At 65.3% G+C, this 15,335-nt stretch carries 17 protein-coding genes; 16 read left to right on the top strand and 1 reads right to left on the bottom strand.

The annotated features are described in order from the left end of the window. The first annotated feature begins 44 nt into the window (after window positions 1-44). The 7 genes from IG74_RS0118115 (at window position 45) to IG74_RS0118085 (ending at window position 5,405) form a co-directional block, all read left to right on the top strand. Window positions 45-1,469, top strand: a complete 1,425-nt coding sequence (locus tag IG74_RS0118115) for a phage portal protein (protein WP_030677710.1) — start codon at window positions 45-47, stop codon at window positions 1,467-1,469. Then, window positions 1,469-2,449, top strand: a complete 981-nt coding sequence (locus tag IG74_RS45980) for a hypothetical protein (RefSeq protein WP_037825664.1) — start codon at window positions 1,469-1,471, stop codon at window positions 2,447-2,449. The genes IG74_RS0118115 and IG74_RS45980 overlap by 1 nt, the downstream gene beginning before the upstream one ends. 8 nt (window positions 2,450-2,457) lie before the next feature. Further along, a complete protein-coding gene (locus IG74_RS48025) occupies window positions 2,458-3,045 on the top strand; it encodes a hypothetical protein (RefSeq protein ID WP_051854997.1) in 588 nt (195 codons plus the stop codon). A gap of 84 nt (window positions 3,046-3,129) precedes the next feature. After that, window positions 3,130-4,086, top strand: coding sequence for a major capsid protein (locus IG74_RS0118100; protein ID WP_030677700.1), 957 nt, complete (start codon window positions 3,130-3,132; stop codon window positions 4,084-4,086). 190 nt (window positions 4,087-4,276) lie between these two features. Beyond that, window positions 4,277-4,813, top strand: a complete 537-nt coding sequence (locus IG74_RS0118095) for a hypothetical protein (protein WP_030677698.1) — start codon at window positions 4,277-4,279, stop codon at window positions 4,811-4,813. A gap of 23 nt (window positions 4,814-4,836) precedes the next feature. Continuing rightward, on the top strand, window positions 4,837-5,154 hold the full coding sequence (locus tag IG74_RS0118090) for a hypothetical protein (protein ID WP_158857683.1): 318 nt from the start codon (window positions 4,837-4,839) through the stop codon (window positions 5,152-5,154). Then, window positions 5,151-5,405: a hypothetical protein gene (locus IG74_RS0118085; RefSeq protein ID WP_030677694.1), complete on the top strand. Its 255-nt coding sequence runs from the start codon at window positions 5,151-5,153 to the stop codon at window positions 5,403-5,405. Before IG74_RS0118090 ends, IG74_RS0118085 begins: the two co-directional genes overlap by 4 nt. A gap of 380 nt (window positions 5,406-5,785) precedes the next feature. On the opposite strand, the gene IG74_RS52140 is transcribed toward IG74_RS0118085, so the two are convergent. Continuing rightward, complete coding sequence (locus IG74_RS52140) at window positions 5,786-6,271, bottom strand: hypothetical protein (protein ID WP_158857681.1); 486 nt, start codon at window positions 6,269-6,271, stop codon at window positions 5,786-5,788. Window positions 6,272-6,387: 116 nt separating this feature from the next. Between IG74_RS52140 and IG74_RS48020 the strand changes: the two genes are divergently transcribed. The 9 genes from IG74_RS48020 (at window position 6,388) to IG74_RS0118035 (ending at window position 15,274) form a co-directional block, all read left to right on the top strand. Then, window positions 6,388-6,900: a phage tail protein gene (locus IG74_RS48020; protein ID WP_158857679.1), complete on the top strand. Its 513-nt coding sequence runs from the start codon at window positions 6,388-6,390 to the stop codon at window positions 6,898-6,900. Window positions 6,901-6,941: 41 nt separating this feature from the next. Further along, window positions 6,942-7,253 carry a hypothetical protein gene (locus IG74_RS45975; RefSeq protein ID WP_037825663.1) on the top strand — a complete coding sequence of 104 codons (312 nt, stop codon included), beginning with the start codon at window positions 6,942-6,944 and terminating at the stop codon, window positions 7,251-7,253. Window positions 7,254-7,640: 387 nt separating this feature from the next. Further along, window positions 7,641-10,031: a phage tail tape measure protein gene (locus IG74_RS48015; protein ID WP_051854994.1), complete on the top strand. Its 2,391-nt coding sequence runs from the start codon at window positions 7,641-7,643 to the stop codon at window positions 10,029-10,031. Window positions 10,032-10,089: 58 nt separating this feature from the next. After that, window positions 10,090-10,872 carry a hypothetical protein gene (locus tag IG74_RS52135; RefSeq protein ID WP_158857677.1) on the top strand — a complete coding sequence of 261 codons (783 nt, stop codon included), beginning with the start codon at window positions 10,090-10,092 and terminating at the stop codon, window positions 10,870-10,872. Further along, the gene (locus IG74_RS0118055) at window positions 10,872-13,145 is read left to right on the top strand and encodes a hypothetical protein (RefSeq protein WP_030677684.1); all 2,274 of its coding nucleotides are present in this window, start codon (window positions 10,872-10,874) and stop codon (window positions 13,143-13,145) included. Before IG74_RS52135 ends, IG74_RS0118055 begins: the two co-directional genes overlap by 1 nt. After that, entirely contained in the window at window positions 13,139-13,414 is a 276-nt protein-coding gene (locus tag IG74_RS0118050; protein WP_234334364.1) for a hypothetical protein, read from the top strand. The genes IG74_RS0118055 and IG74_RS0118050 overlap by 7 nt, the downstream gene beginning before the upstream one ends. Window positions 13,415-13,503: 89 nt before the next feature. Beyond that, window positions 13,504-14,298 (top strand): peptidoglycan-binding protein, encoded by a 795-nt coding sequence (locus IG74_RS48740; protein ID WP_063761259.1) that lies wholly within the window; start codon window positions 13,504-13,506, stop codon window positions 14,296-14,298. Between the two features lie 161 nt (window positions 14,299-14,459). Next, the gene (locus IG74_RS0118040; RefSeq protein WP_030677677.1) at window positions 14,460-14,696 is read left to right on the top strand and encodes a hypothetical protein; all 237 of its coding nucleotides are present in this window, start codon (window positions 14,460-14,462) and stop codon (window positions 14,694-14,696) included. Continuing rightward, window positions 14,693-15,274: a hypothetical protein gene (locus tag IG74_RS0118035; protein WP_199818850.1), complete on the top strand. Its 582-nt coding sequence runs from the start codon at window positions 14,693-14,695 to the stop codon at window positions 15,272-15,274. The genes IG74_RS0118040 and IG74_RS0118035 overlap by 4 nt, the downstream gene beginning before the upstream one ends. Window positions 15,275-15,335: the final 61 nt, after the last annotated feature.

The following is a 15,335-nucleotide window of genomic DNA, read 5'->3' as shown; positions in this document are numbered from 1 at the left end:
GCGTTACTGCCGACCGGGGCTTTTCCATGCCCGGAGGGGGGAGCATGGCGGAATCTCCGCTACAGATGACGGTCCGTCTACGGGCCAAGATCGAACAACGCAAGGCGCGGGCTAAGCGCTGGTCGGATGCGTACGAGGGGGAACGGCCCCTGATGTTCGCAAGCCCTGAGTTCAGCACGCAGACCGGGGATCTGTTCGCCGATTTCTCGGACAACTGGTGTGCCACGGTTCCGGACGCGACCGTTGAACGGCTTATGCCGATCGGGTTCCGACTTGAGGACGGGAGCATTGACCAGGCGGCGGGGCGAGCGTGGCGCAAGAGCGAGTGTGACGTAGAAATTGGCCTCGCTCTGCTAGAGGCTCTGATCACGGGCCGCTCGTACGCGCTGGTGTGGAAGCCCGACGGGCTCAATACCGAGATCACGTTTCAGCACGCGTCCAATGCCGTGGTGGAGTACGTGCCTGGTCGCCGACGGCTCCGTAAGGCGGGGCTCATGGTGTGGCGGGACTCGGGGGTTGAGTTTGCGACGCTGTTCACTCCGGACATGGTGTACCGGTGGCAGCGCCCGACCCGGAACGGTGGTGCGTGGACCGGGCGTACGGCGGGACTTTCCCGCGGCGAGCCGAGCCACATCCCGAACCCGCTCGGCGTGGTGCCGCTGGTCGAGTTGCCCAACCGGTCGCGGCTGCATGGGAGTCCGCGCAGTGAGCTTGCAACGGTGTTGCCGCTACAGGACGCCGTGAATACCCTTTGGGCTCACTTGATGACGGGAAGCGACTACCTTGCGCTTCCGGCGCGTGCCGTTCTCGGCATGGACCGGCCCGTTCGGGAAATCGTGGACCCCGATTCGGGGGAAGTCGTCGGCGAAGAGGACTTGCCCCTAGACCGGTTCCGCTCGGACCGTCTGCTGTGGCTGGAGAAGGACACCGCGCGCATTGCCGAGTTCTCCGCGGGTGACCTCGGGAACTACCTCAAGGTGATTGAGGCCGCAGTGCAGCACATCGCCGCACAGACCCGTACACCCCCGCATTACCTGATCGGGCAGTTGGTCAACGTCAGCGCCGATGCACTCGCCGCGAGTGAGGCGGGGCTCGTCGCCAAGGTGACCGAGAGGCAACGGCACTTCGGGGCCGCGCTGCGGGAAGTCATGCGCCTTGAGGCACTGGCAGCCGGCGAGGGCGCTCGGGCGGAATCCCTCTCCCTCGGCTCCGTGGTGTGGCGGGACCCGCAGTTCCGTTCGGACTCGCAGTACTCGGACGCACTCGTCAAGCTCAAGGCCATTGGCGTACCGGACGAAGCGCTCTGGGAGCGCATCCCGGGTGTGACTCCGGACGAGATAGCCCGGTGGAAGTCCATGCGCAACGACCAGGCGAGCGCGATCCTCGGCGGGAACGTGGCCGAGCTGTTCGGCCCCAAGCCTGAGAGCGAGCCCGACGAGCCCGCAGACGAGCTTGCAGAGGCTGCCTGATGGCAGAGCCCGGGACGCTCGCGCAAGCCCGCTACGCGGACGTGCAGAGCGTTTCTCGGAGCGTCGTTGAGGCGGTGCAAGCCTTGTGGCGGGACGTGATTCCGGACCGGATTCTGTCTGCGATGCAGGGTGAGACCGGGCGGCAGATCCTCGCTGCTGTCATGGCGGGTCAGATGTCTGCCGCTGCGGGCGCTCAGGCTTTCGTCAGCGCTTCAATCCTCGCTGCGGGCGCGGGATTTGGGCCGCTCGGCATGGTGGACCCTGCGGCATTCGTGGGGCTCGCGTCGGACGCGCGTCCGCTTGCCTCGCTGCTGTACCTTCCGGCGATCCGCACCGCGCAAGCTCTCGCACTCGGCCAGTCCGCGGAAGCCGCGTCGCTCGCGGGGCTGAACCAGCTGTCCATGTTGGTGGGCACGCAGATTACGGACACCGCGCGTGCGGCTACGTCGGTCGCCATGGCTGCCGAGCCCCGCTGTGTCTCGTACGTGCGGGTGGTGCGGCTGCCCGCGTGTGCCCGCTGCATCATCCTGTCCGGTCGTCAGTATTCGTACTCGACCGGGTTCAAGCGTCATCCGCGCTGTGACTGTGGCATGCAGCCGATGACGGATTCCGAGTGGCGGCAGACCAAGACGCCCGAGGACCTATTCCGGCAGATGAGCCCCGAAGAACAGCGGAAGCGTCTCGGGCCCGCTGCGCTCAAGGCACTTGAGGCGGGGGCGGACCTCGGGCAGCTCGTCAATGCCCGCCGTGGACTGGCCACGGCCGCCACGGGACGCGGGCCGGTCAAGGTCACGACCGAGGGCACCACCAAACGCGGAATCGGCGGCAAGGCACTGAACGCCGGTTTCCAGAAGAACCCCGGCAACCGATACGAGCGCTCGAAAGAGTCGCGGCTTATGCCGGAAACCATCTTCGACCTCGCAGGGGACTCCCGCGAGCACCAAATAGCGATGCTGCGAAAGCACGGATACATCACGTAGGGGGACACATGGCAGACGAGCCGGAGACCACCCCGGGCAGCGAGCCCGAGGGCGTCCAGGACGACGCCAAGCATGAGCACCAGGACCCGGGCGGCACTGCCAAGCCCGAGGGCGAGAGCGGCGACCAGGACCAGGGCGAGGACGAGCACCAGGACCAGGCGGACGAGCTGTCCGCGGAGCGCGCGGCGCGTGAGGCTGCCGAGAAGGAAGCGGCTCGGCTCCGCCGTGCCAACGCTGCGGTCAAGGGCACGGACCTTGACGCGCTGCGGGCGGAGATTCGCTCGGAGTTCACGCACCAGCTCGTGCGTGCCGAGGTGCGCGCGGCTGCCGCTGGTCGGCTCCGTGACCCCGCGGACGCGCTCGCCCTGGTGGACGTTGCGGCTCTAGCCGGCGACGGGGGCGACGTAGACAGCGTGGCCATCAATAAGGCTGTGGACGAGCTGTTGAAGGCAAAGCCGTACCTCGCCGCGGAGTCGGGCGCGGGCTCGACCACGGCCCCGTGGGGCGACGTGGGCAGCGGGCAGCGCGAGGACCCGGGCGAGCCCGAGCCCGCCACCCCGCACGAGCGGCTACGGCGCGCGTTCGGCACAAGCTGACCACCCACTTCTTTTTCCTTTTCGAGGGGCGCACCCGCCGAGGGTCGTCCCTTTTTCATGCCCAAAATCAGGGAGATTTCTTAAATGGCTCTTACTCTGGCCGAGGCGGCGAAGCTTTCCACGACTGATCTTCAGCGGGGCGTTGTGGAGACGTTCGTTCAGGAGTCCAGCATTCTTGACCGGATTCCGCTGCTGACGATTGAGGGTAATTCGTACGCCTACAACGAGGAAGCGGCGCTGCCGGGTGTCTCGTTCCGTTCCGTGAATGAGGCGTACCCGGAGTCCACGGGTGCCGTGAACCAGAAGAGCGAGTCTCTTGTGATTCTCGGTGGTGACGCTGACGTGGACCGGTTCATTGTCCAGACCCGCGGGAACCTCAATGATCAGCGTGCGATTCAGACGCGCATGAAGGTCAAGGCCGCTTCGTACAAGTTCGCGGAGACGTTCTTTAACGGCGACGTGGCGACCGACCCCAAGTCGTTTGATGGTCTGCGGAAGCGTCTGACGGGCTCGCAGGTCATCAGCGCGGGCAAGGATGGCGCTCCGATCGTGGGCGCTGGTGCCGATGACTCACATAAGTTCTTTGATCTGCTGGACCAGCTCGTTGCACAGGTGCCGGGGCTGAACAGCGCCAACGGCGCGATCTACGCCAACCGGCAGGTGATCGCGAAGATTCGCAGCGCTGCCCGCCGGATCGGCGGTTTTGAAATGGTCCGCGAGGCCATTACTGGCAAGCTCGTCTCGACCTACAACGGGATTCCACTGCTCGACCCGGGCCAGACTGCCGCGGGCGCGGACATCCTGCCGCAGACCGAGACGCAGGGCACGGCAACCGACGCGTCCAGCATCTACGCCGTGAAGTTCGGTCAGTCCGAGGATGACCGGGCCGTGACGGGGCTGACCAACGGCGGCGTTCAGGCGTACGACCTCGGCGAGTTGGAGACCAAGCCCGCATATCGCACGCGGATTGAGTTCTACACCGGTCTCGCCCTCTTCGGCGGCAAGGCTGCCGCGCGCCTTAACGGCGTCCTCGCCAAGTAGCCGAGAGGGGCACGGAATTGCCGCCGCGTAAGCGTGCAGCGTCCGCCCCGAAGGTGCCGCACACCGATGCGTGCACGGTCCCGGACCGAATCGAGAGCTTCCCAGTTCTCGACTCGGACGGAACCTCGCGCACGGTGACGCGGTGTCTGGCGTGCGGCGCTCAGACAGTGAAGTAGCGGGAGGGCACGCTATGGCTCTGCCCGCATTGGCCACCACGGACCAGCTCGCCGCGTGGATGCAGCGCGAGCGGGCCGAGCTGCCCGAGGGCGCTGCCCTGGTCCTCGATGTGGCGTCCACGATCGTTCGCCGCGAGGCTCGGCAGAACTTCACACGGGGCAACAGCTCGGCGACGCTCTACCCCCGCGAGGGGTGGGCGGTGCTGCCGCAGCGTCCCGTGATCTCGGTTGCGGAGGTTCGGCGCGGCGGGCAGCTCGTCCCCGCGGACCGGTGGCAGCTCGTCCGGGACCGGGTGCGCGTCCTCGGCGGCGACCAGGCCGTGACCGTCACCTACACCCACGGATACGCGAGCGTCCCCGCGGACGTGCTCGCCGTGGTGCTGACGCTCGCGTCCCGAGTGCTCACGAACCCGTCCGATCTTCGGCAAGAGTCCGTGGGCAGCGTGTCCGTCACCTACTCCGCCGAGACCATCGGGGCGTCCCTCGCCCCCGCGGACCGGGACCTACTCGCCCGGTACCGGCGACGCGTCGCGGTGGTGGGTCTGCGGTGACGCTCCACTACACACAGACAGTCGTGATCCTGCGGGCTCCGTACGTCACGGACCGGTACGGCAACACCACGAGCGAACGTGACTGGGATCGGGCCGCCAAGACCACGGTCCGCCGTGTGTCCGTGCAGCCCGACACGTCCGCCGAGGACACCGGGGACCGTCCGGTTGTCGTCACCGGGTGGCGCCTGGTCACGCGGACCGGGGCGGACATAGACCTGACTCCCGGGGACCGCGTGGTTGCGCTCGGGCGGTTGCTCGACGTGGACGGAGACGTTGCCCGCTGGACGCTCGGGGGCCGACACCACCACACAGAAGCCCGCCTGAAGGAGGTGAACGGGTGAGGTTCCGGCCCAACAGGGAAGGGATCAACAGCCTGATGAAGACCCCCGAGACGGGCGCCGAGGTCCGGCGCATTGCCGAGCGCATCGCGTCGGCTGCCGCGGGGTCCGAGGGCGACTTTCGCACCGACGCAGCGTTGGGCGCGCGCCGATGGCGTGCCGCTGTGATCGGTAACTACAACTGGTCGAAATCCGGGGGTGCAGCGGGCTCGCGTCGGGACCTGTTGCGCGGGCTCGGCGGGGGTGGCGAGTGAGCCGACCCATCATCGTCATGCCCGACGCGGTGGCCGTGGTGACGAGCTATCTCCGCTCTGCCCTCGCGGCAGCCGGCGAACCCGTCCCGGTCGTATCCCGCATCCCAACTCCCCGCCCGCACCGGTTCGTTCGGATGGAACGGCTCGGCGGGTCCTCGCCAACTCCGGTCACGGACCGAGCCCGACTCGACTTCCACGCGTGGGCGACGCGCGAGGACCAGGCGCACGACTTGTGCGCGCTGGTGCGCGGTCTGCTCGGCGCGATTCCCGGAGTCCGCGGCGGGGTCACGGTCTACAGCGTGACCGAGGTGGGGGGCCCGCAGTGGCTCCCCGATTCCGAGTCCGGACAGCCCCGGTACGCGTTCGCGGCCGAGGTGCACCTACGCGGGCGAACGCTCTAGGGCTTCTCTGGCTTGCTCAGTGAACCGCTGTAGGGCCGATTCTGCTTGCTCAACCAGGTCTTTGGGAGCGAGGTTCAGATGGGACGTATCCCAGACATGTTCGATCAGCCCTTGGGAAGAGGACTGGCATTTCTTGGCGGGTTCAGCTAGTTCGAGTGGCCCGACAATATTGATCCGGGAAACGGCGTCATCGATTCGTCGCATGATTCCCATGGCGGCGTCGCGCCAATTGGTATATCCAACGGGAAGTCTATCAGGGTGGTGAACATCCTCGTAGGCGCTAATCGCCGACTTACAGGCATTTACAAGATCCGCAAAGGCATTGAGGCGCCCGTCGTGTCTGTACTCGTTAATGCGAGCCTGAATGTTCTCCCTATGCATCTGACGCTGCCATCGCAGGACGATTAGTTGCGCAACGATCGCAACCCCTCCACCAATGAGCGCTCCGACCAGTCCGTCTGTCATGCGGCAAACCTACCGTCGGTTTCTTTTCGAGCACCGAAACACGCCTGCTCCAAAGGAGTGAAACTATGACTCTAAACGCTAATGCCGTACGTGTCGCTATCACAGGCGCTGCGTACGTGGCTCCACCCAAGTCCAAGCTCCCGACTGATTCCACGAGTGGTTGGGATGCCGCCTTTGTCGATATTGGGTGGATCTCGGATGACGGGATTACCGAAGCGAACTCGACGGACGCGAGCGAGATCAAGGGGTGGCAGGGCGGTCAGACCGTCCGCAAGGTCATCAGCTCGTCCGAGATGACGTTTCAGTTCACGGCCATCGAGACCAACAAGACGGTCCTAGAGTTGTACCACAAGGGCTCTAAGGTCACGTCGGCGAGCGGTAAGAGCGTCCTTGCCATCAAGGCGCCGGGACCGGACCGCCGCAGTTTCGGATTCGACGTGATCGACGGTAACTCTCATATCCGCATCGTTGTGCCGGACGGAGAGGTTACCGAGACCGGAGATATCACGTACAAGGGCGACGAAGCCATTGCCTACGAGTTGACCATTACCGCCTATCCGGGCGCTGACGGAACGGTCGCTTACAAGTACTCCGATGACCCTGCGTGGGTGGCTACGCCTGCCGCTTGATTCTTTAGCTGAATCGTTCCTTCTTTGATTGAGGTATTACCATGAGTGCGCCTTTTGACCTTGATGTTTGGGTTAAGGAAGCCCGTCGAGAGCCTTTTAGGTTCACGCTCGCGGGCAACATTTTCACGATGCCCGCTGCGGGTGAGCTGGACAAGTCGATTCTTAACGCGGTCAACGTTGACAATCCGAGTGCCCGGGACATTGAGGCACTGCTCAGGTCCGGGCTCGGTGATCAGTGGACTCTCTTTGATGAGATACCGGTTCCGCTTGCTGCTCTCGGCGAGCTGTTCCGTCAGTGGCAGAAGCACGAGGGTGCTCCGGTGGGGGAATCCGGGGCCTCTTCCGGCTCCTGAGTGAGCACGGGGAGGCCATAGAGGCAGACCTACAGCGTTTCTACGGTCTCGATATTCGGGACCTTTTCAGGTCCGGTTCGGGGCTGACGTGGCGCCGGTTGCGGGCTCTGATCATGGGGTTGCCCGCGGAATCTTCCCTGCACCGGTCGATGGGTGGCGAGGACGCCGTTTGGACCCTGCAAACGCAGTTGCTTGCCGCGGTGCATGACCGTCTGAGCGAGGCGAATTGGCAGCGCGGTAACGCGGGTTCGAAGACGCCGAGCCGACGTCCCTCGCCGATTCCTCGCCCGGGTTTCCGGGCCGATCGGATCGGGCGGACTGACCGGAGCCCCGAGCACGTTGCCGCCTATCTCGCGCGGTTTCAGTCGACCCGCGAGGGGGTGACCGATGGCCGTTGAGGTCGGCGTGGGCTATGTGTCCGTGGTCCCGGAAGTGCAGGGGTTTGGGCAGCGCCTACAGCAGGAAGTCACCGGCCCCGCGGATGCGGCGGGGCAGGGTGCGGGCGGGGCAGCCGGCGAGGGTTTCAAGTCCAAGATGGGCGGAGTCCTTAAGGCAGGACTGGCCGGTATCGGTGTGGCCGCTGGTGCGGTGCTGGTAAAGGGATTCCAGAATGCGCTAGATCAGCAGTCGATCAACAACCGGATTCAGGCACAGCTCGGCAGCACGCCGAAGGACGCCAAGCGCTACGGCGAGGTCGCCGGGCAGCTTTACGCGCACGGGGTCACCGACAACGTGCAGGACGCGGCCAACGTCATCCGCTCCGTCATGGAAGCCGGAATCGCTCCGCCGGACGCCACGAACCACCAGATTGAAAGCATTGCCTCCAAAGCCGGAAACCTGGCGAAGGTATTTGACCAGGACGTAGGCGGGGTCACGCGGGCTGTCTCGCAGATGCTCCGCACCGGCATGGCCAAGTCCGCGGACGAGGCTTTTGACGTTCTGACCCGCGGTTTCCAGAACGGTTCCAACAAGGCTGACGACCTGTTGGACACGATGAATGAGTACTCCACTCAATTCAGGAAACTGGGGCTGGACGGAAAGACATCACTTGGGCTCATTTCACAGATGGTCCAAGCGGGCGCCCGCGACTCCGACGTTGCGGCCGATGCGCTTAAGGAATTCTCCATCCGTGTGGTGGACGGTTCCAAGACCACCGCGGACGGATTCAAATCTCTCGGCCTCAACGCCGAGGACATGGCTGCCCGTTTCGGAAAGGGGGGAAAGACCGCTGCCGGGGCACTGGATCTGACCATTGACCGGCTCCGGGCCATGAAAGACCCGGTTGAACAGAACCAGGCTGCGGTCAATCTTTTCGGCACGCAAAGCGAAGACCTCGGCAAGGCACTTTATGCCATGGACCCGACCAATGCCGTAAAGGCATTGGGCAAGACCGCGGGTGCTGCCGACAAGATGGGCAAGGCACTGCACAGCGGTGCCGGGGCACGCATTGAGCAATTCAAGCGCACCGCCGAAGTCAAGCTCACGAACTTTATCGGGAATCAGGTTCTTCCCCCGATGCTGTCTCTCGGCTCCGCCGCCGCGGATGTAGTAGCGCCCGCGTTCAACCGGGCCAAGGGAGTTGTCGGGGGGTTCTTCGGTTATTTCTCCTCGGGCGGGGTCCGAGGGGTGATTTCTGGCATCGGCCAGGAAGTACGGGGGCTTGCGAGTTCAGCGCGAGATGAACTGTCCCCCAGTGTGGGCGCGCTGTCCGAGCGTTTCACGACGTCTTTCCTTCCGGCTGCCCGTGGTGTCTGGGCGGTTATATCCACGCAGCTTGCCCCTTCGGTGCGCGGGCTGTTCTCGGCAGTATCCGGGACGGTGGGGCCAGCCTTTACCGGCCTGGCACAGATCCTCACGGGCACCGTGGCGCCAGCGGCGATATCGGTGTACACCGCCCTGTACGAGAACGTGCGGCCGATCCTGTCGTCTGTGGCAGATTTTATTTCTGTGCACTTTTCCCCTGCGCTGCGGAGCATAGGCGCGAAATTCCAGAAGCTCGTTCAGGATTCGCAGCCCCTGATTCAGGCTTTGTCGACCGTCGCTAAATGGCTCGGGCGACTTGCAGCGGAGATTCTAGGCACCGCCATACCCGTCATAGTACGGCTGGCCGGACCTGTATTCTCCGGGCTCATCTGGGCTCTCGGAGTGGCTCTTTCCGGGATCGGTGACGTGATCCGGATCGTTGGCAAGCTTGCTCAAGCTTTTGTCTCGGCGATTCGTGGTGTCGGCGAGTTCGTGAGTGCTTCCAAGCGGCGCGTGGGCGATTTCGTCGACTGGATGGGCGGACTTCCCCGCAGTATCCGGCGGAAGCTCGGAGACTTCCGAGAACTACTCGTGGGCAAGGGAAGAGACCTAGTCCGCGGAATTTGGGATGGCGTGCGCGAATTGGGAGGATGGCTTAAGGACAAGCTCACCGGGTGGGCGAAGAAGATCATCCCCGGTCCCATTGCTAAAGCCCTCGGGATCAACAGTCCCTCGCGGCTCATGCGCGATGAGATCGGCCGATGGATTCCTGCGGGTGTCGTCGAAGGTATCGACGCCGAACAGCGCACCTTGGACACCCGCCTTCGAGCCATGGTCCGCGTGCCTGAAATGAGGCCTGTGCGTGCCTCTGCTGCCGTAGTGCAGCCGCAATCAACGGGCTCGTGGGAGGGCGCCATCAATGCTCTGCTGCGCTCGCTGGAGCGCGAACGGGGGCGGGACATCGTGGTGCGCATCGGAGAGACCGAGATTGCCCGCGCGGTGGCGTACGGACAGCGTCAGCTAGCTAGGAGGTGAGCACGTGGGGCTATGGATCGGACGCCCCGGAGCGCTCCGCGAAGTCACTGACGGCGCCGTGAAGTTCGACCGTTCGCCCGATCTCGGCGTGAAGGAGTTCCGGGCTCTCAGCGGGGGTGTCACCACGTGGATACCCCCCATCCGCCCTCGCCGGCTCCGCCTGGAGTGGTCGGCCATGGAGCGAGACGACGTGGTGCATTTGGACCGGCTCGCCCGTCGCATTGATGAGGCCGGACCGGTAGCGGTCATTGACCCCCTCGCGCGAAACGTCCTGTCGTCGTCTCAAGGACTCGCGCTCGGCGACCCTGCGAAATGGGCCTACACCAAGGAACTTGCACTCTTTGGCGGGGTGTGGAGTCCCTACGTTGAAAATCGAGTGGGCGTCGTCACTGTCGGCGAGGGCGGACCGGAGTTGTATTGGCAGCATCCGAATTGGGTGGGGTACCCCGCCCATCCGGGAATGGTTTACACATGGTGGGCGCCTGGTCTTCTGGCATCTGGGGCCCCTGTAGTGCAGTGGCGGATGGAATGGTACGACGTGTCAGGAAAGCTGTTCTTCACGTCGTCAACGCCAAATGTGGCGGTTCCGATTGTGCGCACGGCACCGGAAAAGGCGGCATACGTGCGCCCTGCCGTCAGGTTCGATGGCACGCGAGGGGGTGATTGGCCGATGGGGCAATCCATGCTCTGTCTCGGCGACGTGTCCGCGGCCCTGGTCGCTGGTGCGCGCCCGTATGGCGAGGGGACCCCCGCCTACAGCATCACGGGCTACAGCCACGCGGCTACGGCCGGAGACGGAGCGTTCCGGGATATCAGCCTGGACCTGGTGGAGGTGACCTGATGAAGCCCGGCAACGCGACGCTGACAGCAGCTCTCGCCGCACGCGAGCGGATAGCCGCGCACGTGATTCGGCTCGGGGGGCACGACATGTCCACTCAGGTGCAGTCGTGGGCGCTGGACCGTGCGTACAGCACCGACCTACCGGAGGCCATGCGCGCATTCAGCGGCTCGGCCAGCGCCCAAGCGGACATCGCGCTGAGTGGCAAGGGGGGTGCGTCGGCCCCCGCGCTGTACGGGCCGTGGGCCCCTCGCGCGAGCGGGGACGTGGCCCGGCCGCGTCAGTCGGTCGTCCACTCCTGGGGACTTGGCACGCATGAAATGGGGACGCTCCCCACCTTCCGGGGAACGGTGCGGTCTCGCTCGGCACAGTCGGGAGAAGACACGGTCAGGCTGTCCGCCCTCGACGGCGCCGAGCGTCTGCGGACGCCCGCACAGCTCCCTCGCCCCGCGGGCGGCATTGACCCCGCGACCCCCTACGGGGACGCGACCAACTGGGTTGCATCGGATGTGTGGTGCGTCGACCACCTGTTGATGAGAAGCGGGGTACACACCGCTCCGCCCCCGCGGGCCGGCTGCATCCTGTACGCGTCGATGCACGGCGGGGCTGCCGCCAACGTCGGCTACCTCAAGACGCTGAGCGGCAACTGGGAAAAGTGGTCCAAGAAGGATGCGCCGTGGGAATGCTCGGCGAGCGGAAACCGCACAGGTGGCACGTGGGCCAAGTACATCCCGCAGATGCGCCCGGTCAACCGGAACCACTCGGATGGGCTGTGGCTGGAAATATGGGCGAAGAACCCTTCCCGGGTTCCCGCCACGGTGGACTCGTCGATCAAGTTCTCGTTGTCTTGGGATGCGGGTAAGGGTGTCATGCACACCGTGGACATTAAGGTCGACTTCCGGGAAGGGGCAGTCACCTACTCGGGGCGGCAGTTGAACCCTCCGCAGGACTACGGCCCCGTTGAGACCTATGTTGACGCTCTCAAAAGTGATTTCGGGCGGTGGCATCTTGGTTTCTGGCTCACGGTTTCCTCGGGTGGAACCGCGGCTATTACGGGGCATCTGGTGTCCCCGCGTGACCCGCTCATTGAGATCAGCCGTAAGACGATACCGACGATGGACATTCCGCCTGGCGCTATGGCGGATCTGACGATCGATATCAGCTCGATTCAGGTGGAGGGGCTGCAACTCTCACAGCTGGCCGCTAAACCGAGTTCCGTTGCCGCCCGGATGCAGGAAGGCATGTGGGACAAGTCGGCGACGCTTGATGTGCCCAAGATTCCCGTCCGTATGCTGCCCGCGGTTTCGGGAAGCGCTTGGGATGCGATCACGCAGATAGCACGGGCCACTCTTTCGACTGCTGAATTTGATAGTGCGGGGGTGTTCCGGTGGCGCGGCCCGGAGAGGTGGCAGACACCGCCGGAAAAGCCCGACCTTACCGTGACGTCCGAGCGAGAACTAGCGTCGCTCACGCTGACGGAGGAGATTGACGCTTGCCGGAATCACTGCTCTGTCCGGTGGGCGAGCTGGTATCGGGTCAAGGCCAACATGGCCAACGTCAAAGAGGCCATTAACGTCATTCAGATCAACCCGGGGCAGACGAGAAGCATTGCGTGGACGGTCGGGAACGATGAACTCGACACCACGCCCCCGGCAACAGCGGAGACCGTGGTACCCGACACCATCCGGTTCGGCTCGGCGCAGATCGGCAGAACTCCCGTTGTGCACGGGGCGGTTGAAGTAGGGACTCACCGTGAGGACGGGAAGCTCGTCCTGTCCATGCGCAACCGCAGTAGCGAAACGGTGTGGCTACGGGGCAACGCGCTCAACGGCTTGTCCCTGTCGCTGGTGACTCCAACCATGGATAGCGGCGCCTCGCCAACAGATCATTGGGAGGTCTCGCAGGACGCGACGAGTCAGCGTTACTACGGCGTGCAGCAATACGAGCACGACGCGCAGGGGTGGATTCAGCAGGAAGAGCCTGCACAGCGTATAGCCGAGATCCTGAAATCCGCGGGCGCCTACCCCATCCCGCTCCTCGGGGATGTCGAGATCCTGCCGGACCCGCGCATTGAACTCGGCGACGCCGTGCGCGTGGTCGACTCAACGGGCGCCCAACTGGACACCCTAGCCTGGGTTATCGGCATCAAACTCTCCGCGGAGAATGGAGAGATACGGCAGACCCTCACACTCCGCGGAACGACCGCCAACGGTCCTCCGAAGGATGCGGGACTTACCCCGGACAGGCCCACCGATCCGACCTTGACGCCATGGTGAGCGAGGGCGACGGGATGCACGACCAGGACGAGACGCTAGGCGTGCGAATCGGGGCCCGCGAGATCTACGACGAGGTTGTTGGGCTCCGCGAGGACGTGCGGTCGCTCGGGCAGCAAGGGGAAAGCGTGGACGAGACGCTAGAGGACCATGAGACGCGCATACGGAGCCTTGAGGGTGAGCGCGGCAAGTTCGTCTTGCCCGTCGCTCTGATTACCGCTGTGGCAACCGTAGTTGCTGCGGGTCTCACCGTGGCGAAGGTAGCCGGCTGACGTTCGCCGAGTAGCCACCACAGCACACACCAGCCCCGTCCGGGCTCGACCGGGCGGGGCTTTTTCATGCCCAGACACAGGGGGAATTCATGGCCTGGTACCCGAATGCCAAGCGGATGGAAGTGCAGCCCGAGGGGAACGCACAGCCCGCCATCCGCCCAACTCAGATGATCTTCCACAGCATTGCCGCGCCGTGGACCGGTCGCCGCACGTACGAGTACTGGCGGGACTCCACCAATCTTGAGTCCCACTTCTTTGTTGAGTTCGGCGGGGGCGTGTTCCAGTACATCGGGACGCAGACCCGAGCGGACGCCAACATGCACGCCAACAAGCGCGGCGACGGAACGGGCGCGGTGTCCGTCGAGACCGCGTCCAATCTGAAGCACACCGACCCGTGGACGAGTTCGCAGATCTCCGCACTGATCAAGCTCGGCGTATGGATGCACCACACGCACGGGGTGCCGCTGCGCATCTGCCGCAGTGCGACCGACCCCGGGTTCGGCACGCACCGCATGTTCGCGGCCTGGTCGAACGGCGGGACCGCGTGCCCGGGTGACGCACGACAGCGGCAGTTCCGGGAGCTGGTGTTCCCCGGGATCGTCAAGGCTGCCGGGGGCAAGCCGCCCAAGCCGTCCCCGTACGCCGAGTTCCCCGGTGCCGAGTTCTTCAAGTCCTCGCCCCGCTCGCCCCTGATCACTGCCATGGGGCGGCGCCTGGTCGCCGAGGGATGCGGGCGGTACGCCGAGGGCCCGGGGCCGCAGTGGACCGACGCAGACCGCAAGTCGTACGCCGCGTGGCAGCGCAAGCGCGGGTTTACCGGGGCCGACGCGGATGGGTGGCCCGGTCGCACGACGTGGGACGCCCTCAAGGTTCCGCGCGGCTGACCACGGCCCGTAGTCCTGGTCCGATTTGCCGGGACCAGCTCGGGGCCGACGAGCCCACACCCATTACTCAGCGTATCGACCGGGTGCCCGCCATGCCCACGTATCGCCCGGTCGTGCAGCTGCTCATTCGATCTACACACAGTCACCGACAAGGGGGACCCTTGATCACGTTCATTCGCACCCATCCGGCCCGCATCTACGCCGTGGCGGTGGCCGCTCTCGCCCTGGTGGCGCACTACGTCCCCGAGCTGCCGAGCGCGCTCGTCCTCGGCCTGGTCGCCGCGGTGCTCGGTACCGGTGAGGCTGTCCAGCGCGCCGAGAACGCCAAGACCGCCGGGACCACTGCAGCCGGCGAGGGCGAGCACCAGGACCAGGCGGACGGCGGGACGCTCGCGTGACGTTCCGGCACGTCGCGTTGATGGGTCGGGCGCGCAGTGGCAAGGACACCGCGGGGGCCCGGCTTGTCCTGCGCCACCAGTTCGTGAGGGTCGCGTTCGCGGACCCGCTGCGGACAACGGCGCTGGACCTTGACCCCATCGTGGGTACCGAACCGACCGGGCTCGGAGCGCTGCCCATCCGTCTGTCGGACGTGGTGCGCCGCCATGGATGGGACGCAGCGAAGATCTTTCCCGAGGTACGGCGCACGTTGCAGCGGCTCGGGGAAGCGGTGCGCGAGCACGACCCCGAGCACTGGCTACGCCTCGCCCTCGCCAAGGTGGACACCGCAGACCGCTGGAACATCCCCGTCGTGATCACTGACGTGCGGCACGTCAACGAGGCTGACGCACTCCGCACGCGGGGGTTCGCGCTCGTCCGCGTTGTGCGCCCTGGTGCCCACGGGCCCGCGAGCCGAGCCGAGCGCGAGCACGTCAGCGAGACCGCGCTAGACGAGTACCCCGCGGATGCGGTGCTGACCAATGGCGGGACGCTCGCCGAGCTGTACCAGGCGGCGGACGGGCTCGCGGTTCCGCGCTGACGACAGCGTGACGCGGTGGCGGAAGTGACCCCGAACCCTCTTCTTTCTTGGTTTTTCTTGT

This window comes from Streptomyces sp. NRRL B-1347, assembly GCF_000720325.1.
Lineage (GTDB): Bacteria > Actinomycetota > Actinomycetes > Streptomycetales > Streptomycetaceae > Streptomyces.
This window is presented reverse-complemented; position numbering and strand designations above follow the sequence as displayed.

What these genes read in the sequence shown, in the direction of transcription:
- IG74_RS0118115 (WP_030677710.1), top strand. Translation starts at nt 45, where the DNA reads ATGGCGGAATCTCCGCTACAGATGACGGTCCGTCTACGGGCCAAGATC.
- IG74_RS45980 (WP_037825664.1), top strand. Translation starts at nt 1,469, where the DNA reads ATGGCAGAGCCCGGGACGCTCGCGCAAGCCCGCTACGCGGACGTGCAG.
- IG74_RS48025 (WP_051854997.1), top strand. Translation starts at nt 2,458, where the DNA reads ATGGCAGACGAGCCGGAGACCACCCCGGGCAGCGAGCCCGAGGGCGTC.
- IG74_RS0118100 (WP_030677700.1), top strand. Translation starts at nt 3,130, where the DNA reads ATGGCTCTTACTCTGGCCGAGGCGGCGAAGCTTTCCACGACTGATCTT.
- IG74_RS0118095 (WP_030677698.1), top strand. Translation starts at nt 4,277, where the DNA reads ATGGCTCTGCCCGCATTGGCCACCACGGACCAGCTCGCCGCGTGGATG.
- IG74_RS52140 (WP_158857681.1), bottom strand. Translation starts at nt 6,271, where the DNA reads ATGACAGACGGACTGGTCGGAGCGCTCATTGGTGGAGGGGTTGCGATC.
- IG74_RS45975 (WP_037825663.1), top strand. Translation starts at nt 6,942, where the DNA reads ATGAGTGCGCCTTTTGACCTTGATGTTTGGGTTAAGGAAGCCCGTCGA.
- IG74_RS48015 (WP_051854994.1), top strand. Translation starts at nt 7,641, where the DNA reads ATGGCCGTTGAGGTCGGCGTGGGCTATGTGTCCGTGGTCCCGGAAGTG.
- IG74_RS0118055 (WP_030677684.1), top strand. Translation starts at nt 10,872, where the DNA reads ATGAAGCCCGGCAACGCGACGCTGACAGCAGCTCTCGCCGCACGCGAG.
- IG74_RS0118050 (WP_234334364.1), top strand. Translation starts at nt 13,139, where the DNA reads ATGGTGAGCGAGGGCGACGGGATGCACGACCAGGACGAGACGCTAGGC.
- IG74_RS48740 (WP_063761259.1), top strand. Translation starts at nt 13,504, where the DNA reads ATGGCCTGGTACCCGAATGCCAAGCGGATGGAAGTGCAGCCCGAGGGG.